This is a genomic window from Cohnella herbarum (assembly GCF_012849095.1).
Lineage (GTDB): Bacteria > Bacillota > Bacilli > Paenibacillales > Paenibacillaceae > Cohnella > Cohnella herbarum.
The window spans coordinates 2782327-2804654 of sequence record NZ_CP051680.1 but is presented as its reverse complement, the minus strand read 5'-3'; the positions used below and the strand labels follow the sequence as shown (position 1 = coordinate 2804654).

General features: G+C 49.5%; 22 protein-coding genes and 1 tRNA gene. 21 read left to right on the top strand and 2 right to left on the bottom strand.

Annotation, left to right across the window (positions count from 1 at the left end; translation table 11 throughout):
- Positions 1-116: 116 nt before the first annotated feature.
- From polA to HH215_RS12515, 5 genes are all read left to right on the top strand, one after another.
- Positions 117-2789 carry a DNA polymerase I gene (gene polA, locus HH215_RS12535; protein WP_169280214.1) on the top strand — a complete coding sequence of 891 codons (2673 nt, stop codon included), beginning with the start codon at positions 117-119 and terminating at the stop codon, positions 2787-2789.
- A 52-nt stretch (positions 2790-2841) separates the two neighbouring features.
- A complete protein-coding gene (mutM, locus tag HH215_RS12530; protein WP_169280213.1) occupies positions 2842-3762 on the top strand; it encodes a DNA-formamidopyrimidine glycosylase in 921 nt (306 codons plus the stop codon).
- 130 nt (positions 3763-3892) lie between these two features.
- Entirely contained in the window at positions 3893-4588 is a 696-nt protein-coding gene (gene ytaF, locus HH215_RS12525) for a sporulation membrane protein YtaF (protein WP_375140497.1), read from the top strand.
- Positions 4589-4614: 26 nt separating this feature from the next.
- A complete protein-coding gene (gene coaE / locus HH215_RS12520) occupies positions 4615-5211 on the top strand; it encodes a dephospho-CoA kinase (RefSeq protein WP_169280212.1) in 597 nt (198 codons plus the stop codon).
- The gene (locus HH215_RS12515; RefSeq protein WP_169280211.1) at positions 5208-5777 is read left to right on the top strand and encodes a lytic transglycosylase domain-containing protein; all 570 of its coding nucleotides are present in this window, start codon (positions 5208-5210) and stop codon (positions 5775-5777) included. The genes coaE and HH215_RS12515 overlap by 4 nt, the downstream gene beginning before the upstream one ends.
- Before the next feature lie 96 nt (positions 5778-5873).
- Here the strand turns inward: HH215_RS12515 and HH215_RS12510 are convergent, their stop codons facing one another.
- Positions 5874-6086, bottom strand: coding sequence for an alpha/beta-type small acid-soluble spore protein (locus tag HH215_RS12510; protein ID WP_169280210.1), 213 nt, complete (start codon positions 6084-6086; stop codon positions 5874-5876).
- Between the two features lie 111 nt (positions 6087-6197).
- Here HH215_RS12510 and nrdR point away from each other — a divergent pair, with 111 nt between their 5' ends.
- The 8 genes from nrdR (at position 6198) to HH215_RS12470 (ending at position 12368) form a co-directional block, all read left to right on the top strand.
- On the top strand, positions 6198-6659 hold the full coding sequence (nrdR, locus tag HH215_RS12505) for a transcriptional regulator NrdR (RefSeq protein ID WP_169280209.1): 462 nt from the start codon (positions 6198-6200) through the stop codon (positions 6657-6659).
- A gap of 327 nt (positions 6660-6986) precedes the next feature.
- Positions 6987-7062, top strand: a tRNA-Ala gene (locus tag HH215_RS12500).
- Between the two features lie 793 nt (positions 7063-7855).
- Complete coding sequence (locus HH215_RS12495; RefSeq protein ID WP_169280208.1) at positions 7856-9112, top strand: ABC transporter substrate-binding protein; 1257 nt, start codon at positions 7856-7858, stop codon at positions 9110-9112.
- Between the two features lie 48 nt (positions 9113-9160).
- Positions 9161-9547 (top strand): hypothetical protein, encoded by a 387-nt coding sequence (locus HH215_RS12490; RefSeq protein WP_169280207.1) that lies wholly within the window; start codon positions 9161-9163, stop codon positions 9545-9547.
- Positions 9544-10380 (top strand): helix-turn-helix domain-containing protein, encoded by an 837-nt coding sequence (locus HH215_RS12485; protein ID WP_169280206.1) that lies wholly within the window; start codon positions 9544-9546, stop codon positions 10378-10380. Before HH215_RS12490 ends, HH215_RS12485 begins: the two co-directional genes overlap by 4 nt.
- A 98-nt stretch (positions 10381-10478) precedes the next feature.
- Positions 10479-11054 carry a dihydrofolate reductase family protein gene (locus HH215_RS12480; RefSeq protein WP_169280205.1) on the top strand — a complete coding sequence of 192 codons (576 nt, stop codon included), beginning with the start codon at positions 10479-10481 and terminating at the stop codon, positions 11052-11054.
- A gap of 188 nt (positions 11055-11242) precedes the next feature.
- On the top strand, positions 11243-12154 hold the full coding sequence (locus HH215_RS12475) for a Crp/Fnr family transcriptional regulator (RefSeq protein WP_169280204.1): 912 nt from the start codon (positions 11243-11245) through the stop codon (positions 12152-12154).
- A gap of 19 nt (positions 12155-12173) precedes the next feature.
- Positions 12174-12368, top strand: coding sequence for a hypothetical protein (locus tag HH215_RS12470; RefSeq protein WP_169280203.1), 195 nt, complete (start codon positions 12174-12176; stop codon positions 12366-12368).
- Here HH215_RS12470 and HH215_RS12465 read toward each other — a convergent pair.
- Positions 12328-13053, bottom strand: coding sequence for a response regulator transcription factor (locus HH215_RS12465; RefSeq protein ID WP_169280202.1), 726 nt, complete (start codon positions 13051-13053; stop codon positions 12328-12330). The two genes, HH215_RS12470 and HH215_RS12465, sit on opposite strands and share 41 nt — an antisense overlap.
- Positions 13054-13264: 211 nt before the next feature.
- On the opposite strand from HH215_RS12465, the gene HH215_RS12460 reads away from it, so the two are divergent.
- From HH215_RS12460 to HH215_RS12425, 8 genes are all read left to right on the top strand, one after another.
- Complete coding sequence (locus HH215_RS12460; RefSeq protein WP_169280201.1) at positions 13265-14923, top strand: helix-turn-helix domain-containing protein; 1659 nt, start codon at positions 13265-13267, stop codon at positions 14921-14923.
- Positions 14924-15063: 140 nt separating this feature from the next.
- Positions 15064-16044, top strand: coding sequence for an iron-hydroxamate ABC transporter substrate-binding protein (locus tag HH215_RS12455; protein ID WP_169280200.1), 981 nt, complete (start codon positions 15064-15066; stop codon positions 16042-16044).
- 20 nt (positions 16045-16064) lie between these two features.
- On the top strand, positions 16065-17069 hold the full coding sequence (locus HH215_RS12450) for a FecCD family ABC transporter permease (RefSeq protein WP_169280199.1): 1005 nt from the start codon (positions 16065-16067) through the stop codon (positions 17067-17069).
- On the top strand, positions 17066-18073 hold the full coding sequence (locus HH215_RS12445; protein WP_169280198.1) for a FecCD family ABC transporter permease: 1008 nt from the start codon (positions 17066-17068) through the stop codon (positions 18071-18073). The genes HH215_RS12450 and HH215_RS12445 overlap by 4 nt, the downstream gene beginning before the upstream one ends.
- 150 nt (positions 18074-18223) lie before the next feature.
- A complete protein-coding gene (locus tag HH215_RS12440) occupies positions 18224-19027 on the top strand; it encodes a hypothetical protein (protein WP_169280197.1) in 804 nt (267 codons plus the stop codon).
- Positions 19028-19309: 282 nt separating this feature from the next.
- Entirely contained in the window at positions 19310-20341 is a 1032-nt protein-coding gene (locus HH215_RS12435) for an ATP-binding cassette domain-containing protein (RefSeq protein ID WP_169280196.1), read from the top strand.
- Positions 20338-21153, top strand: a complete 816-nt coding sequence (locus HH215_RS12430) for an ABC transporter permease (protein WP_169280195.1) — start codon at positions 20338-20340, stop codon at positions 21151-21153. The genes HH215_RS12435 and HH215_RS12430 overlap by 4 nt, the downstream gene beginning before the upstream one ends.
- A gap of 139 nt (positions 21154-21292) precedes the next feature.
- On the top strand, positions 21293-22273 hold the full coding sequence (locus tag HH215_RS12425; protein WP_169280194.1) for a helix-turn-helix transcriptional regulator: 981 nt from the start codon (positions 21293-21295) through the stop codon (positions 22271-22273).
- The last annotated feature ends 55 nt before the right edge of the window (positions 22274-22328 follow it).

Sequence of the window (22328 nt, the reverse complement as noted above, 5' to 3'; positions counted from 1 at the left end):
AAGGGAAGGCTTCTTTTTTCTTTCTATTAAAAAGGAAACAAGCGGCGGGATGCGGCACCCCCGGCAGTATGTTATGATTATTGTACGAATAATGTCGGTGAGGTGAGCGCTCGGTCATGAGCAATGAATTGGACAAGCTGGTTTTAATCGACGGCAATAGCATTATCAGTCGCGCTTTCTACGCGATTCCGCCTTTGACGAGCAGCAATGGTCTGCATACGAACGCGGTGCTTGGATTTACGACGATGCTTCTTAAAGTGTTGGAGGAAGAAAAACCAAGCCATGTGCTCGTCGCTTTCGACGCGGGGAAGGTCACTTTTCGGCACGAAGGGTATTCGGAGTATAAAGGCGGACGCCAGAAAACTCCGCCCGAGCTATCGGAGCAGTTCCCGCTGCTGAAGGAGCTTCTTCAAGCTTTCTCGATCTCGCAATTCGAGCTCGCTGGATATGAGGCGGACGATATTATCGGGACGATGGCAAGGCTCGCGGAAGAACAAGGGAAAACCGCGATCGTCGTATCCGGAGACAAGGATATGCTGCAGCTAACGACCGATCAAGTGAGCGTATTGATTACGCGCAAAGGGGTTAGCGAAGTCGAAAGATACACGCCGAGCGCGATCGGGGAAAAATACGGTCTCACGCCGGCGCAGATCATCGATCTCAAAGGTCTTATGGGAGACGCAAGCGATAATATTCCGGGCGTTCCCGGCGTCGGAGAGAAGACGGCGTTAAAGCTGCTTCACGAATTCGGCACGGTCGAGAACGTCTTGGCCAATATAGAAGAAATTAAAGGCAAGCTTCGCGAGAACATCGAGTCCCATATGGACGATGCCCGAATGAGCAAGCAGCTCGCGACGATCTTTCGCGAAGTACCGCTCGACTATTCGCTAGACGATGTGACTTGGAAGGGCTACGATTCGGCCGTCCTTGCCGGGGCGCTGCGTAAGCTGGAGTTTAAGAATCTGGTTGAACGGTTGAATCTAAGCGGAGCGAACGACGCAACCGAAGCGGAAAGCGCGGAAGCGGCATCCCAATACGAGGTTGTCAGAGTCGATACGGTCGGATGGGAGAGGCTGAACGGAGCATTGGCGACCGCGGAAGCCGTGCTCGTCGAGTCGTCCGGAGACAATCCTCATCACGGAGAAGGCATCGGATTGTCGATCGTCTCCGGTTCGGAATGTTTCACGATTCCTTATGCATATCTTGCTTCGCCCGAAGCGGCCTCTCTACGAAGCTGGCTAGAGAACGCCGAAGCTTCGAAAACCTGTTATGACGCTCACCGCGTCGAGCTTATTTTGGCGAGCTCCGGAATTGCCTTGAGCGGGCAAACGTTCGACGTGCAGCTTGCGGCTTATTTACTCGATCCTACCGAAGCGGATCCTTCGCTCCAAGGTTTGCTTCAACGCCACGGCTTGCCGCCGATTCTGTCGGATGAAGCGGTATACGGCAAAGGCGCGAAATACCGTCTTCCCGGCGATGGCGAGCTTGCGAAGCATTTGGCCGCCAAAGCTGATGCGATTCGCAGGCTGAAGCCCCTTCTCTCGGAGAAGCTAGAGAAGCTTGGGATGAATGAGCTCTTCTACGAGCTTGAACAGCCGTTATCGGGCGTTCTTGCCAAGATGGAGATGCAAGGGATTACGGTGCAGACGGAAGCGCTTCAAGATTTAGGCACGGAATTCCAACGCCGAATCGATGAAATCACGAAGGCCGTGTACGAATCGGCCGGCTTCGAGTTTAATATCGGATCCCCTAGGCAGCTTGGGGAAGTTCTATTCGAAAGACTAGGCCTCCCCGTCGTCAAGAAGACGAAAACCGGCTACTCGACCGACGCGGAAGTGTTGGAGAAGCTGGAACCGCATCATGAGATCGTACGGCTGATTCTGCACTATCGCCAATTGGCGAAGCTGCAATCGACTTACATCGAAGGGTTGTTGAAAGAAATTCGCCCGGAAACGGGTAAGATTCATACGTTCTATAAACAAACGATCGCGGCGACGGGAAGGCTGTCGAGCCAATTCCCTAACCTGCAAAACATACCGATTCGAATGGAAGAAGGCAGACAAATCCGCAAGGCGTTCGTTCCTTCTGAGCCGGGCTGGGTCATTCTGGCGGCCGACTATTCGCAGATCGAATTGCGGGTGCTTGCCCATATTTCCGGCGACGACGGGCTTAAGGAAGCGTTCCTTAAAGATATGGACATTCATACGAAAACGGCGATGGACGTCTTCGGCGTCCCGGCCGACCAAGTAGACGGCAATATGCGGCGCCAAGCGAAAGCGGTAAACTTCGGAATCGTGTACGGGATCAGCGATTGGGGACTTTCGCAGAACTTGAACATTACCCGCGGCGAGGCGGCCGACTTTATCGAGCAATACTATCGGACATTCCCGGGCGTTAAAAGATATATGGTTACCGTCGTCGAAGAAGCCAAGAAGAATGGTTACGTCACGACGATGATGCAACGCAGACGGTTATTGCCGGAAATTAACCATTCCAACTTCAATCTTCGGTCGTTCGCCGAACGAACGGCTATGAATACGCCGATTCAGGGAACCGCCGCCGATATTATCAAGCTTGCGATGCTGCGCATGAACGAAGCGCTGCTCGAACGAGGCTTGCGTAGCCGCATGCTGCTGCAGGTACACGATGAACTGGTGTTCGAGGTGCCGCAAGAGGAATTGGAAGCGATGAAGGCGTTAGTGCCCGACGTGATGAGCACGGCGCTTAAGTTGGACGTACCGTTATTGGCGGAAGTCAGCGTCGGAAGCAACTGGTACGAAGCGAAGTAACGTGGATCTAAGGAACAACATCAGCAATTGCAACTAGAGGAAGGGGATTGTCATGCCTGAATTGCCGGAGGTTGAAACCGTCCGCCGGACTTTAAATGAGCTTATCGTCGGGAAGACAATCGACCGCGTTACCGTGAACTTACCCCGCATCATTCAGAAACCGGACGACACGCAACTGTTTGCTGCCCTATTGGAAGGAAGAACGTTTCAATCCGTCGAGCGAAGGGGGAAGTTTCTGAGACTCCTCCTCGATGGAATCGTGCTTGTTTCCCATCTTCGGATGGAGGGACGTTATGGTTTGTTCGGGAAAGAAGAGCCGACGGAAATCCATACCCACGTCATTTTCCATTTCACGGACGGAACCGAATTGCGATATAAGGATGTTCGCCAATTCGGAACGATGCATCTTTTTCAGCCCGGAGAAGAATTACAAGCCCGCCCGTTGAATAAACTGGGATTGGAGCCTCTGGAAGAAGGGTTCACGTTGGAGACGTTCCAGCGTGCGCTCGGTAAACGGTCGACGAAGATCAAACCGTTGCTGCTTAATCAAGAGGTCATTGTCGGATTAGGCAACATCTACGTGGATGAGGCGCTGCATACCGCGGGCATTCACCCGGAGAGGCAATGGAACGAGCTGACGAAGAAAGAACGGGAGCTTCTACACCTCGCGATCGTGGAGACTTTGTCGGCTGCCGTAGAAGCCGGAGGCTCCTCCATCAAATCCTACGTGAACGGCCAAGGAGAGATGGGGCTGTTCCAGCATAGCTTGAAGGTGTATGGAAGGAACGGCGATTGTTGCCATACTTGCGGTACGCTAATCGAAAAGTCGGTTGTCGGAGGCCGGGGTACGCACGTATGTCCTAAGTGCCAGAAACAGCCTCGCAACGTAAACCGGTCCCGGACGACCTCGTCGATCGAGTCGCGCAATGCGGTTAAACATCGATTGGATGGTAAAAGTAGTAAGGATAGTTAGATTTTCTAGGCATTCGCACATAAAAGTTCGGGCTGGCGGGGCATTCAATCCTTCCCGTGCATAGGATGAACAGAACCTGGCTTCCGGTAACGGAAGATTAGGTAAGCATCCATGCAGGAGGAAATGCATTATGATGGCACCTGTCGCTTCGCTCGTTTTGTTGTCTTTTGCGGTTAGTCTTGACGGCTTCGGGGTTGGCATGACTTATGGCGTAAGGAAAATCAAAATTCCGGTGTCTTCCATTTTTATTATTTCGGCATGTTCGGGCTTGATTATTCTATTGTCGATGATGGCCGGAGTCGCCCTCACGGGGTGGATGTCGCCCCACGGCGCGTCCGCGACGGGCGCCGTCATTCTGATCGGTATCGGATTGGCCGCGCTTATCCAATTCATTCGCAGCGGAGAGCGAGAGGATCGCGAACGGCGCGCGAGCAATGACGGAAGCGAGAAGGCTATCGGAACGAAGGAGATGGAGCCCCAAGCGCCCGTTCTCCAAATGGAGCTTAAAGTGTTCGGATTCATCATTCAAATTCTAAGATCGCCGTCGGCGGCGGATATGGACCGTTCCGGAACGATCAGCGCCGGAGAAGCTTTTCTGCTCGGAACCGCTTTGTCGCTTGATGCGTTCGGTGCCGGCATAGGCGCCGCTCTGGTGGGCTATCCTCCTTTCCTTACCGCCGTGCTCATCGCCGCGTCGAGCGGACTGTTTCTATGGTCGGGAACCCAGGTCGGATTCGTGGCTTCGGGCTGGCGTTGGGTCAGGCAGCTATCGATGCTGCCGGGTATTATTCTCATTGCCATGGGAATATTCAAACTGTTCATATAAAGGATGTTCAAAAAGGAAGAGAAATTATGAATATCGGTTTAACTGGCGGTATCGCCACCGGTAAAAGCACGGTCGCCAAACTTCTTACGGATCGCGGCGCGATATTGATCGATCTGGACGGAATTGCCCGGGAGGTCGTTGAGCCCGGGCAACCGTCTCTTCTCGCTATCGCGGAACGTTTCGGTCATACCGTGATTCAAGCGGACGGGACTCTTGACCGCAAGAAGCTAGGCTCGATCGTATTCGCGGATGCCGCCGAGCGGAAAGCGCTCGAGGCCATTACCCACCCGGCGATCCGGACCGTGATGAAACGGAGAATGGCCGATCATGAAAGCGGCAATCCCGATAAACTCGTAGTCGTGGACGTTCCGCTGCTGTTCGAGTCGAAGCTGGAGTCTTATTTTGAGCGGATTATGGTCGTTTATGTCCCTCGAGACTCTCAATTGAGAAGATTAATGGAACGGGACAAGCTTACTGCCGAAGAAGCGGAGAAACGCCTTAGAGCGCAGATGGATATAGAGGACAAAAGGCTCAAGGCGGATATCCTGATCGATAATAGCGGTAGTCTTGCTAACACAACTGAGCAAATCGATCGCTATTGGCGAGAAAAGGGGCTTGGATGAGTAGAAGAATTAAACGCAAAAGATTTATCCTTCCCCTTGTTCTAATCCTGCTTGGAGCGCTATTCGTGCAGTCGGATTGGCTGGGCAGATGGATTTATCCGATATCTTTTCAGGAAGAAATCAAAAAGAACGCCGCTACATATGATCTCGACCCTCTACTGATCGCCGCCATCATCCGCGTCGAATCGAACTATAGATTGAATGCGGTTTCTCCGAAAGGAGCCGTCGGTATTATGCAGATCATGCCGGAGACGGCGAAATGGATTTTGCAGAAGGATGATTTCGGAAGTATTACGGTAAAAGATGCAGGTCGGGAAGCGCATGCCGGAATTGCTCTCGGGTCATGGTACGTGAAGGAGTTAAATCGTCAATTCGATGGAAAACTGATCGTATCGCTGGCGGCTTACAACGCGGGTCCGGGAAAAGTGCGGCAATGGCTGGAAAAAGGGACTTGGGACGGCGAAGAACAAACTTTACGCAATATTCCTTACGGAGAGACTAGACATTACGTCCAACGTGTGATGTATTATTATAAGAAGTATCAGAAAGTGTACGAGACGTTATAAAGAGGATAAACGGAAGAGGAAGCCTTGAAGCATTACGCTTCAAAGCTTCCCGGTATTAAGTGCCTTCGGTTGTTAGATTCATCGGCTTCCGCATGATTAGCGACCAGCCAGTTGTTGTTCGGCGATTTGCACCAAACGGCGGGTAATGTTACCCCCGATCGAACCGTTGTCCTTTGTGGTCATGTTACCTTGATATCCATCTTGCGGGATGGCGATGCCAAGCTCTTGAGCGGCTTCGTATTTCAGTTGGTTCAAGCCTGCTGTCGCTTGAGGAACGAGCAATGTATTGCTGCCACTGTTTTGTGCCATGAATGTTCACCTCCTTGCGGTTGGTAACTGTATTATGTGCTTTATTTTTCTGTTCATGTAAGGGAAGGTTTGGAAATAAAAAAATAATCGGATGGAGGCGACATCGCCGCTATGAAATGTCCTTATTGCGATTACAGCGGAACTAAGGTTCTGGATTCGCGACCTGCCAACGACAACAAATCGATCCGCCGCCGTCGGGAGTGCGAGAAGTGCAGCCGTAGGTTCACGACGTTCGAGACCATCGAGGAAACGCCCTTAATCGTCATTAAGAAAGACGGCAGTCGCGAGGAATTCAGCCGGGATAAAGTGCTTCGCGGTCTGCTGAGAGCGTGCGAGAAGCGCCCCGTATCCGTTGGACAGCTGGAAGTGATCGTCTCGGACGTGGAGAGGGAGCTTCGCAATACGGCTCATGCCGAAGTCGAAAGCCGGATCATCGGCGAATTGCTCATGGAGCATATTTACTCGGTCGATGAAGTCGCGTATGTTCGCTTTGCTTCGGTGTACAGGCAGTTCAAGGACATCAATATGTTCCTGAAGGAACTCAATACGTTGATGAGCAAACACGGCATCTAAGCTCAGCTTGGCTTGATAGGGGGCCGGGCTTGGGTGCCGCGTGTTAGTGAGCATGGACATGAATAACGACTGAATATTGGACGGCTCGGAGCATTTGCGCGACTGAGTCTTGTTCATGGTTCGAATAGTAGCGGCATGACTCGGAGAGATGAGCGGGTTAACTTTTGCATGGGAACGGATTATGAGCATCAAATTAGCAAAAAGCGTTGACATCGCCTTTGTAGCTGTGATAAACTCATTTTTGTCGCCAATTACGAGCGCTTAGCTCAGTTGCGATCCGCCGTTGGGTAGTGTACTATTCCGAAAAGAATTTCGAGTTTATATCCCGGGCCTTTAGCTCAGCTGGGAGAGCGCTTCGCTGGCAGCGAAGAGGTCAGCGGTTCGATCCCGCTAAGGTCCACCATACTTTACTTTCAAAACGACAGAGATGTCGTTTTTTTAAGTCGTTTTCAAAAGCTTCAAATGTGCGGGGGCGGGAGGACAGGCCATGAACAAAGAAAATCAGGTCTTAATGGGTTTTAGGGATTTATATAACTAAATGGTCTGGCTATGTTGCAGAGTCCTTTTATATGACTCGCGGTGCCATAAGTAAATGAACCAAGAAGCTCATAAAAAAAAGGCCTTATCGAAAGCTACCAGAAGTGGGTATAGATAGTAACTCAGAATAAATTTGAATAATGAATTGGAAATCACGGGCAGCCCAACTCAATTGAGAACGGGTTGCTCTTTTTTATTGTTAATTTGTTTCGGTGGAATCAAAGATATCATTGTTGAGGTGAGATTTTAGGTGTTCATATTGAGATCGCGAAATAATCAGAACACGAAATATACCATAGTTAAAGCATTAAACAGAGAAGTATATATGATCATTTGGTGAGACGTTAACTTCATGGTTTTGTTTCATCTCCACAAAATCCGACAAAAATGGTTTACATATTAAGTAACTATGATAAAATATTACCTCAAAAGGGAGTTGTGAAACAAAGATAAAACAATCCAAATTTGCAAAATCGGGGGGACTATGATTTTCAAGTTGGTATTTGAAAGAACAGAGATGTTGGCAAATTGGCCGCTGTTTATTTGAGAAATGCTGACTACTAAATGAAAGGATAGAAACCATGAGATTACGACTATTCATCCTAACGATAATCATGATTTTGCTACTAAGCGCATGCCAGACAAATGAAAAAAAGGTAGTGGAAAACGTAACCTTGAAAGTTGTTTATTATGATCAAAACATGTTTAATCGCGATTACGGTGAATTATTCGCATCAAGGTACCCGAATATTGATGTCGAGGTATTGCCCATTACCTATTATTCAAACCCCCAAAACAACGGCGTGGATTCGATTAGTCAATACATAATAACGAATCAACCCGATGTTGTGCTTCTAAGGGATATCGATTTAATAACGCTGTCGCAAAAAAAAGAATTGGTTAATTTATCCTTTCTTATTAAGGAAGAAAAGTATGATCTCAGTACGATGCTGCCTTCCGTTATTGATTTAATTAGGAAGCTAGGTGACGGAGATATTTACGGTTTGGCCCCTACTTTCGAAAATACGGCGCTCTTTTACAATAAAGATATTTTCGATAAAGCCGGAATTGATTATCCGGTCGACAATATGACTTGGAAAGACGTGCTGCTTCTAAGTCAAAGGTTTAATGGTAACGAGTCTGCATACGGTTTTTATAAGGGCAAAAACTCAAGCCTATTTAATTTTGTTATCAAAAGAATCGGTTACCTTAGCGGGATAAACTTCTACAACGCGAAAGATAAAAAAATTACATTGAATACGGCATTCTGGAAGTCCATCTTCGAACAAGTCATCGAAGGATACCATAATAAAAGTCTCTTTCTTGATACCAATCAGGAAATAAAAAGCAGATATAAGTTTAGCGACGAAGTCGACATCGTTTACGGGTCCAATTTGTTTGTCAAGGGCAAAGCCGCTATGACGATTGACTCTATTGCTTTGGCGAGCGACATCGAGAAAGCGCAACAAGCATTGAAGAATATTACACCTATGAATTGGGCAGTCGTTACGATGCCTGTAGATCCCTTAAACCCCGATGAAACAACTGCGCTTCATTTGAATCAAATTTTTTCCATTAACGCGAAATCGCAAAATATTGAAGCGGCTTGGGAACTCATCAAGTTTATCAATGGAGAAGAGTGGGCGAAATTAAAATCGAAATCATCATCCGTACTGTTAACAAGATTCGAGAACATGAAAGAAATGTATGGTCACGATATTGAGGCATTCTATAAATTAAAGCCGAACGGTAAGTTTTACAACTCAGATGGTTTACCAGACGCATTCCACAAAGAATTTAATGCACTTGGTAACGAAGAAATACTTAAAGTCATCCAAGGAACGAGCACGTTAGAGGATGCATTGATTGAGATTGAAAAAAATGGGCAAGTCATTCTAAATAAATATGTTCAATAGTAACGAGGGAGAATAAGCAAAGATATTGTGCAGAGGGAGGCGAGAGAGTTGAATACGACGGTAACACTCTGGCGCCTAATTTTCGCCGGGTCCGTGCTGACAGTCAGCTTTTATCGTAAAGACATCCACTTGGGAGCGACGCGCAAAGAGCAAGATCTCGGAGTTCTCCCCATCTATTTCACCTGGTCGGTAGTATTCGCAATTTTCAATGTGATATGGCTAATCGGATGGATTCTGTGGGGCATTTTGATAGCAGCCATTCCGGCTGGCATGTCGGTTCCCTCTGTCCGCGTACATTCAACCCATTTATTCCAGTTACTATTGTTGGACGATTCGCTGCTGGAAGGGTTCGAGCTCGCGATTATTTTGAGCTGTATTTTTCTCGTCGGAGGCTGGCTTTTCACAAGCCGCAGGAAGTTCTTGGAAGGAAGATGACGACCATCAACTTTAAAGTCGTGCCTCCTTCTCCAGCTTTAAGCCGAGATATCGAGTGTCTGCGAATCTCAACTTATGCAGGCCATCAGCCGCTTGAGGTTAAAGTTTGTCCAAGCGGCTACCCCGGCATTGTCTTCCAGCTTGCTGCAGATACAAAGGCGGCGATAGAATGTATCGCGATCCGCTCCGCGCAAACCTTCAATATTCCTTTCTTATTTCTGCATGGACAAGGCTCGGAGCCGAGCATCATGCGTTTTCGAGGTGCGCCTTATACGACGATCCAATTGGTGTTTAAGCCCCATGCACTTTACAGCTTGTTTGGATGGGACGCGGCTGGTCATAACCAAGGCCTGTTGGCTCCGGATCAATTCAATGCGGTGGAACTGGAGAAGCAGCTCTTGTCCGCGGACTCAACCGACGAACGGATTGATTTGCTCTATGACTTTATTATGAACGCGTTAAAGCAGAACAATAGGCGTGACGAGCTCATCGAGTCGGTACTTGATTACATTCGCGACCATATCGCGACAATTACGTTGCAAGATCTGCTTGCCGTTTTCTATATTTCCGAGCGGCAATTTCAGAAACGCTTCGCCCGCGTGGTTGGCATGCCGCCTAATTTGTTCATCAGGGTAAGACGCGTAAATGAAGCTTTGCGGTTGATGCATTCTGGGCAGTATGAACGATTGTCCGACGTTGCTTATGCGCTGAATTATTATGATCAGTCTCATTTTATACGCGATATGAAAATGTTTTCCTGGGTAAGCCCGAAACATATTGCGATGAAGGTTAGCGAATTTCATAGCGATCTGGCAGGATCCTCCTATTTATAATAAAGTACGGTTTTGTCCAATTTTTTTATCGCGTTTCCGGTTATGATCAAGTTATTCCGATAGGAAATAACGATTCAATTAACGAGGAGCGAAAAGCGATGAACAAAATTAAAGTGCTGAACCGAATATCGATCGATGGTTATTTTGCCAGCACCAACGAAGCGGCTTTCGGTATGGATTGGTTTATTCATGACCCGGAGGTTGACCAAGCCGCGCATGCAATCGGCGGCAAGATGAACATCCTTATTTTGGGAGGCACGACTTTCCGCGGATTTGAACGTTACTGGTTGCCGGTGCTCCATAAACCGGATGCGCCTAGTCATTTGAAAGAGATAGCCCAAGAACTGACCGATATGACCAAAATCGTTTTCTCCAAAACAATCAATGAAACGGAGTGGGACAACACCGAAATTTATTATGACAACCTGATCGAAGTGGTACGACAATTAAAAAGAGACGCTAGCTCTGACATTCTTGTGTTGGGTAGTGGCTCCATCGTGCAGCAGCTTGCCGAGAAAGAATTGATCGACGAGTATATCTTTATTGTCAGTCCGGTCGTGGCGGGCAAAGGAAAACCTTTGTTTGAGCATGTCAAGCAGTTTGCGCTCACCCCGTTAGAGGCGAGGACGTTTGAATCCGGAAACGTAGTGCTTCATTACGTTGTAAACAAATAACTTTTACACGTCACCAATCAGGTACAGTAACAACAAGGAAGTCCCCTCCTTCGCCTCCCCGGCGGGCAGAGGACTTTTTTTATACGATTTTTAACCAGTTAACCGCTATTTTACCTGTGCTCATTAGGATAGTAAGTAGAAGAGACTAACAATATTGCGCGCAAAGAAAGGCTGAGGTGGGATTTGCCGTGACAATCGTGGGAATCGAGAACGTACGAGTGGAGATGAGGGTAGGCAGAGACGTTTACTCCGGCACGGGCGCGAAATTGTTCGCCGCGGGAACGATATTGACGAAGGAAAACATTCAAATGCTGAGAAGGCATAACGTTAAGAAAATAGAAGTGGACGAAAGCTGGGATAGTGCGGGGGAAATACGCAAAAAGTCGTTATATGCCTCCAAGGTTAGAGCTAGAGACGAGTCATCCGTTCACCCTTACCAGTCGACGATTCGCCATATTCCGCTATTCGCTAACTTAACGGACGATCAAGCGCGTAAATTCGCGAGCCGATTTACTTTGGAGAAGCATCGCGCCCAGACGAATCTTTTCCGGGAAGGGGATCCATGTACCTCCCTATTAGTCGTGCTAAGCGGTTCCGTCATGCTGTTTAACCAAAGCCCCCATGGAGGAGTCGATAGCATTTCTTCCCTCCTGAAGCCCGGCGATAGCTTCGGGGAACTGGAGTTTATAGAAGGCGATCCGCGATCCGTTGCGGCTCAAACCCTTGCGGATACGGAAATCATTTCCTTGACGAGGGAAAACTTCTCGAACGTAATGCGCAGCGATTCCAACATCGCGAGGATCGTCATGAAGGAAATGAATAACCGAATTTATAGCGCCAAGCCATTTATGGATGAATTAGCAGGAATGGACCCCCGCTCGCGAGTAGTGAATTGTCTAGTTAAGCTGACGAACCATTTCGGCAAAAGAACGAATTATTCGATCGAGGTGGATATGCCGCTAGAAATGAACGAATTGGCGCAGATGGCCGGCGTAAAGCTTAACGAGCTCCATGAAGTGTTGGGTCGGTTGGAGGAAAAGAGGTTTCTCAAGATGCACGCGCACTACTTCGCGATTAACCTTCAGCAGATGAGAGTATGAGAGGGAGGACTGACCTATCATGGAGAAACCCGTGTCGATCAAGGCTGCCAATCCAGGAGACGTTCTTGCCGGCGAAGTCATAACGGCCGCCGGCAGGGTGCTGTTGCCATCGGGAGTAACGCTTACGAGGGAGATTTTGGATGATTTGAAGCGTGACGGAGTTTATACGCTGATTATCCGTACGAACTCGATTCCACAGAACCATATGGATTAAACCTGTATCCCAGACGCGCAACCGTAATAATGTATCGGGGGACGGCGGGGTTCGGTTCGATTTTTTTGCGCAGATTGGAAATATGGACTTTAACGGTGTCCTTGGAATAGTTGGCCTCGTTATCCCAGGCTTGGCGATAGAGTTGTTCAGAATGAAACACTTGATTAGGCTGTTTAGCCATTACGATCAACAATTGAATATCTTTGGCCAGAAGCTGTACGGGTCGGTTATTGACTTTTACGGTCATTCTTTCCAGATCGATCGAAAGTCCCGGGAACTCCAGGGACCGTTTTTTGGCGTCTTCGGACGAGTCGAGGAGCGTGCTCCAACGAAGATTGGATTTTATCCGGAGGATGAGCTCGACGGGGTCGAACGGTTTACGGATGTAATCGTCGCCGCCGGCTTGAAGAGCTTTGACCTTATCCTCCGACTGGGGAGTGCCCGTAACGAAAAGAATGGGCCGATGATACTGTTTGCGTATGTTGTTGCATAGAGAGATTCCATCCATATCGGGCATCTGAATGTCGAGAATGATCAGATCCGGTTCTTCCGTTGCCAATAACTCGAGCGCCTGAGCCGCGTGGAGGGCATTGCGGACGAAATAACCTTCATGAACGAGAAAGGCGGTAACCAAGCTTTGAATATCGGGATCGTCGTCAACGACTAATATGACTTTGTCTCTCATCCTATCGGAATCCTCCTTAGGTAACGTCGGACGGCAGAGTATATCTTTATTTTACCATTTTTTCGACAAATCGGACAATCTTCTTGTCGAATAAGCGAGAAAATGTTACATACCCTTTTAGAGGTTGTAGTGGATTTGAACGGATTTGGCATTATAGTATAGATAGGGGATTTGTTTTCCTTCACTTTCCATCGTATCGGAGGCATCGGTTGTGAATAACGTTGTTGACTCGGAATGGGCGGAGTCCCGCTTTCCGTTATATACGGCTGACAACATTCATTCGCTGTATAGTACCTCGAATCTCCCTATGTATAAGATTAACGAACATTTAACGGTATTGATTGCGATTGCCGCAGGCAAGGGCATTCTTAAAGCCGGGGACCGCATGTACGAACTCGAGGAAGGGAGCGTCCTCCTTCTACCGGAACATACCGATGCCGCATTAATCGCGAACCGACTGCATTCGCTCCATGCTTATAAGCTGGCTATCGGTACCAGGGAGCAGACGAGACCCGCGCCATCGGGCTCAATGACGCGCAAGAGTGAGGTGGCCTCCAATCCGAGTATTCTTTTCTTCTCATACGAACCTTCGATTGTAGCCGGTGTGGAGGAGCTCTATGTCCATCGGTCTCCCGAAAGCGAAGCTCGCCATGTACGGAATCAAATTGTGTTCCACCAAGTTCTTCTGCAATTGCTCGAGAAGCAGGAATCCAAACACGCGGCAAGCGAGCAGCCATCTATGGAACGCAGCATTGCTTATCTGGAAAACCATTATAGCGAGAAGATAACGAGCGAACGGTTAGCCGAGATTGCTGGTGTAAGCCGATCGCATTTTTCCATATTGTTTAAGCAATTGACCGGTTTCTCGCCCAATGAATACTTGTCCCGGCTTCGCGTTCACCGAGCCAAGGAGCTACTAATTAGCGGATCGGGCACGCTCAGGGAGATTGCGTTGAAGGTCGGCTATAAGGATGAATTTTATCTTAGCCGCCGATTCAAGCAGCAGACGGGGGCGGCTCCTTCAAGCTACAACCGCGGATCCATCGGGCGCGTGGCGGTAATGCTTACGCCATACGCCAGTCATCTATTGCTTCTTGGACTGGAACCGACCGTCATCATTTCGGACAACAACGAATATGTGAATGCAGCGGGTCTGCAGCCGCCGCAAACGATGGTGTTCATTAGCGGCGACAGTTCCAAAGAACTGGTGAATTCGGTATTGCTCGATCACAACGTCGAGCTGATTATCGCGGCAAGCCAGCATTTGAATCATTTCGGGCTGAGCGCCGAACATCTGCGGGCGGTAGCGCCAGTCGTGGAAATTTCATGGATGGAAATCGGTTGGAAAGAACATCTGCGTCTTATCGCGAATGCTATTGAAAGAAGCGATCGGGCGGAGCTATGGTTAGCCGAATTCGAGCAAGAAGAGCAGGCGGCACGTTCACGAGTACAGCAGAGCGGAGTGGCTAACGAGATCATTACGATTCTTGTCATTAAGCCCGAGAAACTGCTCGTATACGGAGCGCGCAATGTCGGATATGTCATGTATCAATCGCTTAGGCTACAACCGCCTGCAAAGATCAAGCTGGAGATCGAGAAGCTCGGGGATCAGCTACATTCCATTCCTATTGAGATATCCGAGCTTGCGGAGTATGCGGGAGATCGGTTATTGGTCATCGTATTTCCCGATGTGAAGGGATCTACCGCGCATTCCGAAGCGATATTCAACTCTTCCTATTGGCACGAGCTTTCCGCCGTTCAGCGGAATAACGTACATCATCTGGATATGGACGAGTGGATTCCTTACAATCCGGTATCGATTCGGTTGCAGCTTCAACGAGCCGTAGAGTTATTTGCAGGCATTCAATAGTCCAAGCCCTTTTCCGAACAAAAAGGCATGGTTCGGCGAAACGCGTATCTCTATAATAATGAATGTACTGAGAATGATTTTCATAATCATTCTTGACTTTATTGAGAGATCGCATTTGAAAAAGGGAGAGAGTCATTTTTATGAAAAAGCTGTCCGTACCATTCGTTCTGATCCTTGTTCTTCTATTAAGCGCTTGCGGCGGTAACGAAGCGAATAAGAACAATAATGCAAGCAGTCCTTCCGCCGAGTCTTCTTCGGCTGCTCCGTCGGCGTCGGAAACGGCATCGCCATCGACGACTTCGGAATCCGATACCTTTACTTATCAGTCGGAGAGCGGACCCGTAGAGGTTCCCACTAATCCGCAACGCGTCGTTGTACTCACCCGATTCTTAACGGGGAACGTAATGATCCTCGGAGTACCGGTGGTCGGCGTGGATGAAATGTCCAAAGACAACCCGAATTTCGGAGATAAGCTGAAAGACGTAGAGGCTGTATCGGACGAAAGCCTCGAGAAGATCATCGAGCTGAATCCGGATCTGATTATCGGACTTTCGGATATTAAGAACATCGATAAATTTAAACAAATCGCCCCAACCGTTACTTATACGTATGGAAAAGTCGATTTCAAGCAGCAGCAGTTGGAAGTCGGTAAATTGTTGAACAAAGAAAAAGAAGCGCAAGCTTGGGTCGAAGATTTCGACGCCAGAACGAAAAAAGCCGGCGAAGAAATCAAGGCGAAGATCGGCGCGAACGCGACGGTATCGGTCATCGAGACGTTTAATAAGCAACTTTACGTCTATGGCGATAACTTTGGTCGCGGAACGGAAATCCTGTATCAGCAATTCGGTCTGGGCATGCCCGAGAAGGTCAAGGAAGCAACGAGCAAAGACGGTTTCTTCGCCGTATCGACGGAAGTTCTGAAGGATTATATGGGCGACTACGTTATTTTCAGCAAAAACGCCGATGAAGACAACACTTTCCAAGATACCGAGACGTACAAGAATATTCCCGCCGTCAAAAATCAACATGTCTTTGAGGCCGATGCGAAGGCGTTCTATTTCAACGATCCGCTAAGCATGGAATACCAATTGGAATTTTTCATTAAGCATTTCCTCGGCTAATAAGGAAAAGATGAGCGTCCATGAACAGTAAACGACACCCCGTTTCCATAACCTATAAGCTGCTAGGCAGCGTGTTGGCTCTCGTTCTCTGTTTCTTGCTATCGATGGTATTCGGTGCGGCGGAAACAACGCTTCGCGACGTATGGCTAGCGCTGATCTCCAATGCGAAGGACGAGAAAATTCTCGTCCTTCGCGAGCTTCGGCTGCCTCGTGAGCTGGCCGCCATTCTGATCGGCGCGGCGTTAGCCGTATCCGGAGCCATCATGCAAGGAGTCACCCGCAATCCGTTGGCCGATCCTGGTTTACTGGGGTTGACCTCCGGAGCGAATATGGCGCTTGCTCTGGCATTCGTCTTTTTTCCGGGGCTGAGCTACTTTGGCATCATGGTAGCCTGTTTCTTCGGTGCCGCGCTTGGAGCGGCATTGGTTCTCGCACTCGGTTCGACGCGTCGGGGACGCTTGTCCCCGATTCGCATCGTACTGGCCGGGGCGGCCGTTTCCGCGTTTCTATATGCCATCGCCGAGGGCGTTAGCATCGTGTTCAAAATATCCAAAGACGTGTCCATGTGGACCGCCGGAGGGTTGATCGGAACGACGTGGGGACAAATCCAGGCGATTGCGCCGGTCATTCTTCTGGGCATCGTCGTGGCTCTGTTCCTATCTAACCAAGTGAGCATTCTCAGCTTAAGCGACGACGTTGCGACAGGACTTGGTCAGAAGCTCGTGTTGATCAAAACCGTTCTGTTCGTGCTCGTTATCGTGCTTACCGGAGCTTCCGTTGCCCTTGTCGGAAATTTGGCATTCGTCGGCCTTATGATCCCGCACATCGTGCGCAGATTCGCGGGCACCGATTATCGGCATGTTCTGCCTTTCTCGGCGTTGACGGGGGCCACGTTCATGCTGCTTGCCGATACGCTTGGCCGAACGATTAACGCGCCTTACGAAACTCCCGTAGTAGCGATAGTAGCTATGTTGGGCTTGCCTTTCTTCCTGTTCGTCGTGCGTAGAGGAGGCAAACTCTCATGATCATGAACGCTCTCGTTCGCAAACAACGACTCATCCTTCTCGTCAGCTTAGGACTGATCGTCGTCACGGCCGTGGCCGGCATGGGGCTGGGGTACGCTTCTCTGTCGTTTGACAGACTAATCCCCGTCTTGTTCGGTCATGGCACCTTCAAAGAAGATTTCGTCCTGTTCTCCGTCCGGTTGCCGCGGATCGTGATCACGTTGCTATCGGGAATGGCGCTTGCGTTGGCCGGATCGATCTTGCAGAGCGTCACCCGCAACGATCTGGCCGACCCGGGCCTCATCGGCATCAATTCCGGTGCCGGCGTGGCGATCGCCGTCTTCTTCCTGTACTTCCCGATCGATGTCGGATCGTTCGTCTATGTTCTTCCGCTTGTCGCTTTTGTCGGCGCGTTGATCACTGCCGCACTTATTTATTTATTCGCGTATAGCCGGACGAACGGGCTTGATCCCATTCGGCTGGTGTTGGTCGGAGTCGGCTTCTCCTTAGCGTTGTCGGGGATTATGATCGTGATCATTTCTTCTGCGGAACGCTCGAAGGTCGACTTCATCGCCAAATGGATCGCGGGCAATATATGGGGGACGGATTGGCCGTTTATCTGGGCTTTACTTCCGTGGGTGATATTGCTTATCCCGTTTACCTTGTATAAGTCCGTTAGGCTTAATCTGCTGAGTCTGGGCGACGAAACGGCGATCGGCGTCGGGCTGAAGCTGGAGCGGGAACGTCTCGTGTTAATCATGACGGCCGTCGCCGCATCCGCATCCGCCGTATCCGTTACGGGCGGGATCGCTTTTATCGGATTAATGGCGCCACATATCGCCAAGGCGCTGGTCGGTCCGCGCAATCAACTGTTTATCCCCGTAGCGGTTCTGATCGGAGGATGGTTGCTCTTGATCGCGGATACGGTCGGACGCAATCTCGTCGATCCCGACGGTATTCCGGCCGGTATAATGGTATCTGTGATCGGCGGGCCTTATTTCGTTTATTTGCTGCTAAAGAAGTAGTTCCGACTTTCGACCGGAAATCGGATTCTACGAAAACCCCCTTCCTATTGCGGAAGGGGGTTTGTTTTAGCATTCTCATTGCTAGGCTTAGCAACTTTCCTTTTTACCAGTCGTTATTGTTAAAGATAGGAAAAAGGAGGTGGCGTTCAATTGGTAGCCGGAAAAGCGAAAATAGCGATGAAAACCATGATTGTGCTCGGGTTAAGTTTAATCGCGATTTCTTGTTCCGCTGACAGCGGGAAAAGGGAGAATGGTGTGAACAGTGTTAGCAGTGGGAACGTTGCCGGTTCGCCGGCAACGTTCGAGCCGGAGCAAATCCCCCAAGCGTCCGAAGAGGAACAGCAGCTTCTGGGATCGATTTCGGGAGAAGACATTACGCTTTACGGAAGAAGTTCGGGCGGCGTACTTCTGCAAGCGAACGGCAAAGAGCACGTATTCGAAGATTGGCTTTATATGACGCCAAGGGGAATTTCGCCAAGCATGCAGTTTAATGACTACGACGGAGACGGAAGAAAGGAAATCGCGCTATCCTTGAACGTCGGATCGGGAACGGGATTGGCGATCGACGAATTACGAGTCGTAAATCCGGACACTTTCGAGGACGATTTCTTCGCGCCGGACGATTACCTTGCCCAGCTTAGTCAAGCGATCGGCTTCCAAGTCGTCAAGGAGGACGACAGGTTAACCGGATTGCTTTCAATAGAAGGGAACGTCCAGAAGGTCGACCTGCAACAATACGATTCACAGGATTACGGCCCCATTCTGGACGGACTAATCTTCTCGAGTATCGTTTATTTTAATCTGGAGAACGATCGGATGGAGGCGCAATTCGGAGCCGGCATGAACGTCGAGGCATTCGTTTCGCCAGAATATATCGGCAATTTGTTCGCGGACGTCAAATACGCCTCCGGCAAATTTACTTTACATAACTTCCGGTTCGAGAAAAATGCTTAATGGCCTTTATTGATTTCGATCAGATTTCAGGCAGATTCACGAAAGTAGGCTACTCGATGCCCCATGGTAGCGTAGTTTGCATTGAATTCATGCGGTCTACGCATAGATTCAATTGGTTCATTCGCCAACAGAGGCTCTAAGGCAATATTAATATCTCCCGTTTGAAACTCGGCGAACGGAGTGTCTTCATTCCCGTGGAGTAGCTAAGATTCGTAGTTCATATTCAGTTCACAGACGCGAGTTATTATCCTTTGTGTAATCAGTTGTATAGGAGGAATCACAATGGATCGCGTAAATAAAAAGAAAATGGATCCGAACAATGGCGATTGGGCCGTAGAAGCAAGCGGACTCGTCAAAATGTTCGGCAACAATCGTGCGGTGGATGGCGTTGATTTGAAAGTACGCACCGGTTCGATCTATGGCGTACTTGGTCCCAATGGGGCAGGCAAGACGACGACGATCAGAATGCTGGCGACTTTACTTCGACCGGACGCGGGTTCGGCGAGAATCTTCGGGCACGACGTCGTGAAGGAGTCGCAGATCGTCCGCCAGTTAATCGGAGTGACCGGTCAGTACGCATCGGTCGACGAGTCACTCAGCGCAACGGAGAACTTGATCATCTTCTCCCGACTGCTTGGGCTGGGGCGAGCGGAGGCACGGCGCAAAGCAGCCGATCTGCTTGAGGAATTCGGATTGACGGAAGCGGCGAAGCGCCCGCTCAAAAATTTCTCCGGCGGTATGCGTCGCCGGCTTGATCTAGCTGCGAGCCTTATCGCTCAGCCGCCGCTTATCTTCTTGGACGAACCTACGACCGGATTGGATCCGCGAACGCGCGCACAGATGTGGGATACGATCCGCCGGCTGGTGAAGACGGGGTCGACCGTCCTGCTAACGACGCAGTATCTCGATGAAGCAGATCAGTTAGCCGACCGGATCGCAGTAATCGATCATGGCATCGTAGTTGCCGAAGGAACCGTGAATGAACTGAAAGCGTCCGTCGGCACATCTTCGTTACATTTGAGAGTCAGCAATGCGGAAGATATCCAGGATGCTCGGCGGATCATCGAACAAGTGCTTAAAGTTCAGGCATCTTTATCGTCGGAAGCCGGCAAGCTTACGGCACCGATGGCGAATGCCGACCTTGTCACCGACCTGTTAATCGCCCTCCGCAGTACGGGGATTCGCTTGGACGAGGTGAGCGTGCAGAAGCCGACCCTCGACGAAGTATTCCTAACGATTACAGGCCATGGCGTGAAGGAAGACGCGTCCGTGGAATCCGATGTATCGAACAAAGCGGAGGTGGCAAGAGTATGAATAACGCGATCATTAAGCCGGGTGCTGAACGCAGTCTGAAAAACCATACGAACTTCGGCCAGTCGGTTCGCCATTCGTTGACGATGGCATATCGGGGGTTGTTGAAAATTCGGCGCACGCCCGAGCAATTGTTCGACGTAACGCTTCAGCCCATCATTTTCACCCTTATGTTTACCTATATTTTCGGCGGAGCGATCTCCGGCGACGTACTGAGCTATTTGCCGGTTATCATTCCGGGTATCCTCGTGCAGACCGTGATCACGACTTCCATCGTCACCGGCGTCCAATTGCGGGAGGATATGGATAAAGGCGTGTTTGACCGATTCAAGTCGCTGCCTATCGCACGTATAGCCCCATTGGCGGGAGCTCTGTTGGCAGACACGATCCGGTATACGATTGCGACGGTGCTTACCTTTACGATGGGATATATTATGGGTTATCGGCCCGAAGGCGGCCTAGGTTACGTTGCCATAGCCGCGATTGTCGTAATTGTCAGCGCTTGGGCCATCAGTTGGATCTTCGCCTTCTTCGGAGTCATCGCCCGTACGGCTTCGAGCGTTCAAGGGATCTCGATGATCGTGCTGTTTCCTCTCACGTTTCTTTCCAACGCATTCGTACCGGTTGATACGATGCCCAATTGGCTGCAATGGTTCGTTAACATCAATCCGATTTCGCATCTCGTCACCGCAGTGCGGGATCTTGCCAACTCGGGCACCGTAGGCTGGGACCTCGGCATCTCCCTCATCGGCGCCGGCGTCATCGTGGCGATCTTCGCGCCGATCACGGTACGTGCCTATATGCGCCGGACGTAGTCAATGATTTGCTAGGTAAACGCTGCGCGCAGTCCACTAGGGCTGCGCTTTTTTATGTTTTAGGAAAAGGGAAATTTTATAATACAATGTAAAAAATACAGCCTGACAACATCCGGATGAAAGGGGGCCGCTGTGAACGATGTCTAAAGCCGACAACATGCTGGCTATTCTAAGGCTCCTGAAGTCGAGAAGAAGAATGACGGCCAAACAGTTGTCCGATGAATTGGAAATTCATATTCGAACGGTTTATCGGCTTATCGATGCGCAATGTATTTCCGGCGTTCCGATTATTTCGGAGGTAGGTCGCGATGGCGGTTATTATATTCCGGAATCGATTAAGCTCGAACCTCTGTTTTTTCAAATCGATGAACAAAAGGCGCTCCTGCACGCGGCAACATTCGCCCGAGAAGCGGGGTACCCGTCCGGTTCGGCGCTTAGTCGCGCGGTTGCGAAAATCAAGCGATTTACTTCACCGGAGCAATTAGAGCGCGTGGAGCGTCAAGAGACGACTCTTGAGGTCATACAACCCCCTTCCGATCCCTCTCTTCTTCCCGTGCTTAATGAGTTAGAACTAAGCATGAACATGCAAACCAGTCTTGAAATCGATTACCAAACTGGTTATGACGGCGCCATGAACAGACGTAAGGTCGATCCCTATGGACTCGTCCATTGGAAAAGCAAATGGTATGCGGTAGGCTACTGCCATCTTCGGGGAGAAATACGCAGCTTCCGGGTTGACCGAATGAATCGTTTGGCGCGCACCGATCACAAGTTTCAACGACCTTTGCATTTTTCCTCACGCGAGTTTTTATTAGGCAGTATGCTTTCCGAATCGGAATCGGGATATAGAGATGCGGACAATGATTCATTGATATCCGTACATATTCAAGGTAACCCTCAGGCTATTGACGATCTATGCGGGCATTGGCTATTGGGGCACGCGCTCGTGGAACGAATGGCCGATCGGGCTCATTTCAAGCTGGATGAACATAATCTATACACGCAAATTCCTTATTATCTGCTCTCCTTCGGAGGGAAAATACGAATAGAAGCGCCCGAAGAATTGAAACAATGCATGATGGACATCACGTCATCCTTGTTAGATTATTATCGATCCTAATACTTATGAACACTGACCGATTATGTCAGTATTTAAGTTATACAATGAGATAAAA

What these genes read in the sequence shown, in the direction of transcription:
- HH215_RS12510 (WP_169280210.1), bottom strand. Translation starts at nt 6,086, where the DNA reads ATGGCACAAAACAGTGGCAGCAATACATTGCTCGTTCCTCAAGCGACA.
- HH215_RS12470 (WP_169280203.1), top strand. Translation starts at nt 12,174, where the DNA reads ATGGAGAAACCCGTGTCGATCAAGGCTGCCAATCCAGGAGACGTTCTT.
- coaE (WP_169280212.1), top strand. Translation starts at nt 4,615, where the DNA reads ATGAATATCGGTTTAACTGGCGGTATCGCCACCGGTAAAAGCACGGTC.
- mutM (WP_169280213.1), top strand. Translation starts at nt 2,842, where the DNA reads ATGCCTGAATTGCCGGAGGTTGAAACCGTCCGCCGGACTTTAAATGAG.
- HH215_RS12455 (WP_169280200.1), top strand. Translation starts at nt 15,064, where the DNA reads ATGAAAAAGCTGTCCGTACCATTCGTTCTGATCCTTGTTCTTCTATTA.
- HH215_RS12515 (WP_169280211.1), top strand. Translation starts at nt 5,208, where the DNA reads ATGAGTAGAAGAATTAAACGCAAAAGATTTATCCTTCCCCTTGTTCTA.
- HH215_RS12450 (WP_169280199.1), top strand. Translation starts at nt 16,065, where the DNA reads ATGAACAGTAAACGACACCCCGTTTCCATAACCTATAAGCTGCTAGGC.
- HH215_RS12435 (WP_169280196.1), top strand. Translation starts at nt 19,310, where the DNA reads ATGGATCGCGTAAATAAAAAGAAAATGGATCCGAACAATGGCGATTGG.
- HH215_RS12465 (WP_169280202.1), bottom strand. Translation starts at nt 13,053, where the DNA reads ATGAGAGACAAAGTCATATTAGTCGTTGACGACGATCCCGATATTCAA.
- HH215_RS12485 (WP_169280206.1), top strand. Translation starts at nt 9,544, where the DNA reads ATGACGACCATCAACTTTAAAGTCGTGCCTCCTTCTCCAGCTTTAAGC.
- HH215_RS12445 (WP_169280198.1), top strand. Translation starts at nt 17,066, where the DNA reads ATGATCATGAACGCTCTCGTTCGCAAACAACGACTCATCCTTCTCGTC.
- HH215_RS12425 (WP_169280194.1), top strand. Translation starts at nt 21,293, where the DNA reads ATGTCTAAAGCCGACAACATGCTGGCTATTCTAAGGCTCCTGAAGTCG.
- polA (WP_169280214.1), top strand. Translation starts at nt 117, where the DNA reads ATGAGCAATGAATTGGACAAGCTGGTTTTAATCGACGGCAATAGCATT.
- ytaF (WP_375140497.1), top strand. Translation starts at nt 3,893, where the DNA reads ATGATGGCACCTGTCGCTTCGCTCGTTTTGTTGTCTTTTGCGGTTAGT.
- HH215_RS12480 (WP_169280205.1), top strand. Translation starts at nt 10,479, where the DNA reads ATGAACAAAATTAAAGTGCTGAACCGAATATCGATCGATGGTTATTTT.
- nrdR (WP_169280209.1), top strand. Translation starts at nt 6,198, where the DNA reads ATGAAATGTCCTTATTGCGATTACAGCGGAACTAAGGTTCTGGATTCG.
- HH215_RS12430 (WP_169280195.1), top strand. Translation starts at nt 20,338, where the DNA reads ATGAATAACGCGATCATTAAGCCGGGTGCTGAACGCAGTCTGAAAAAC.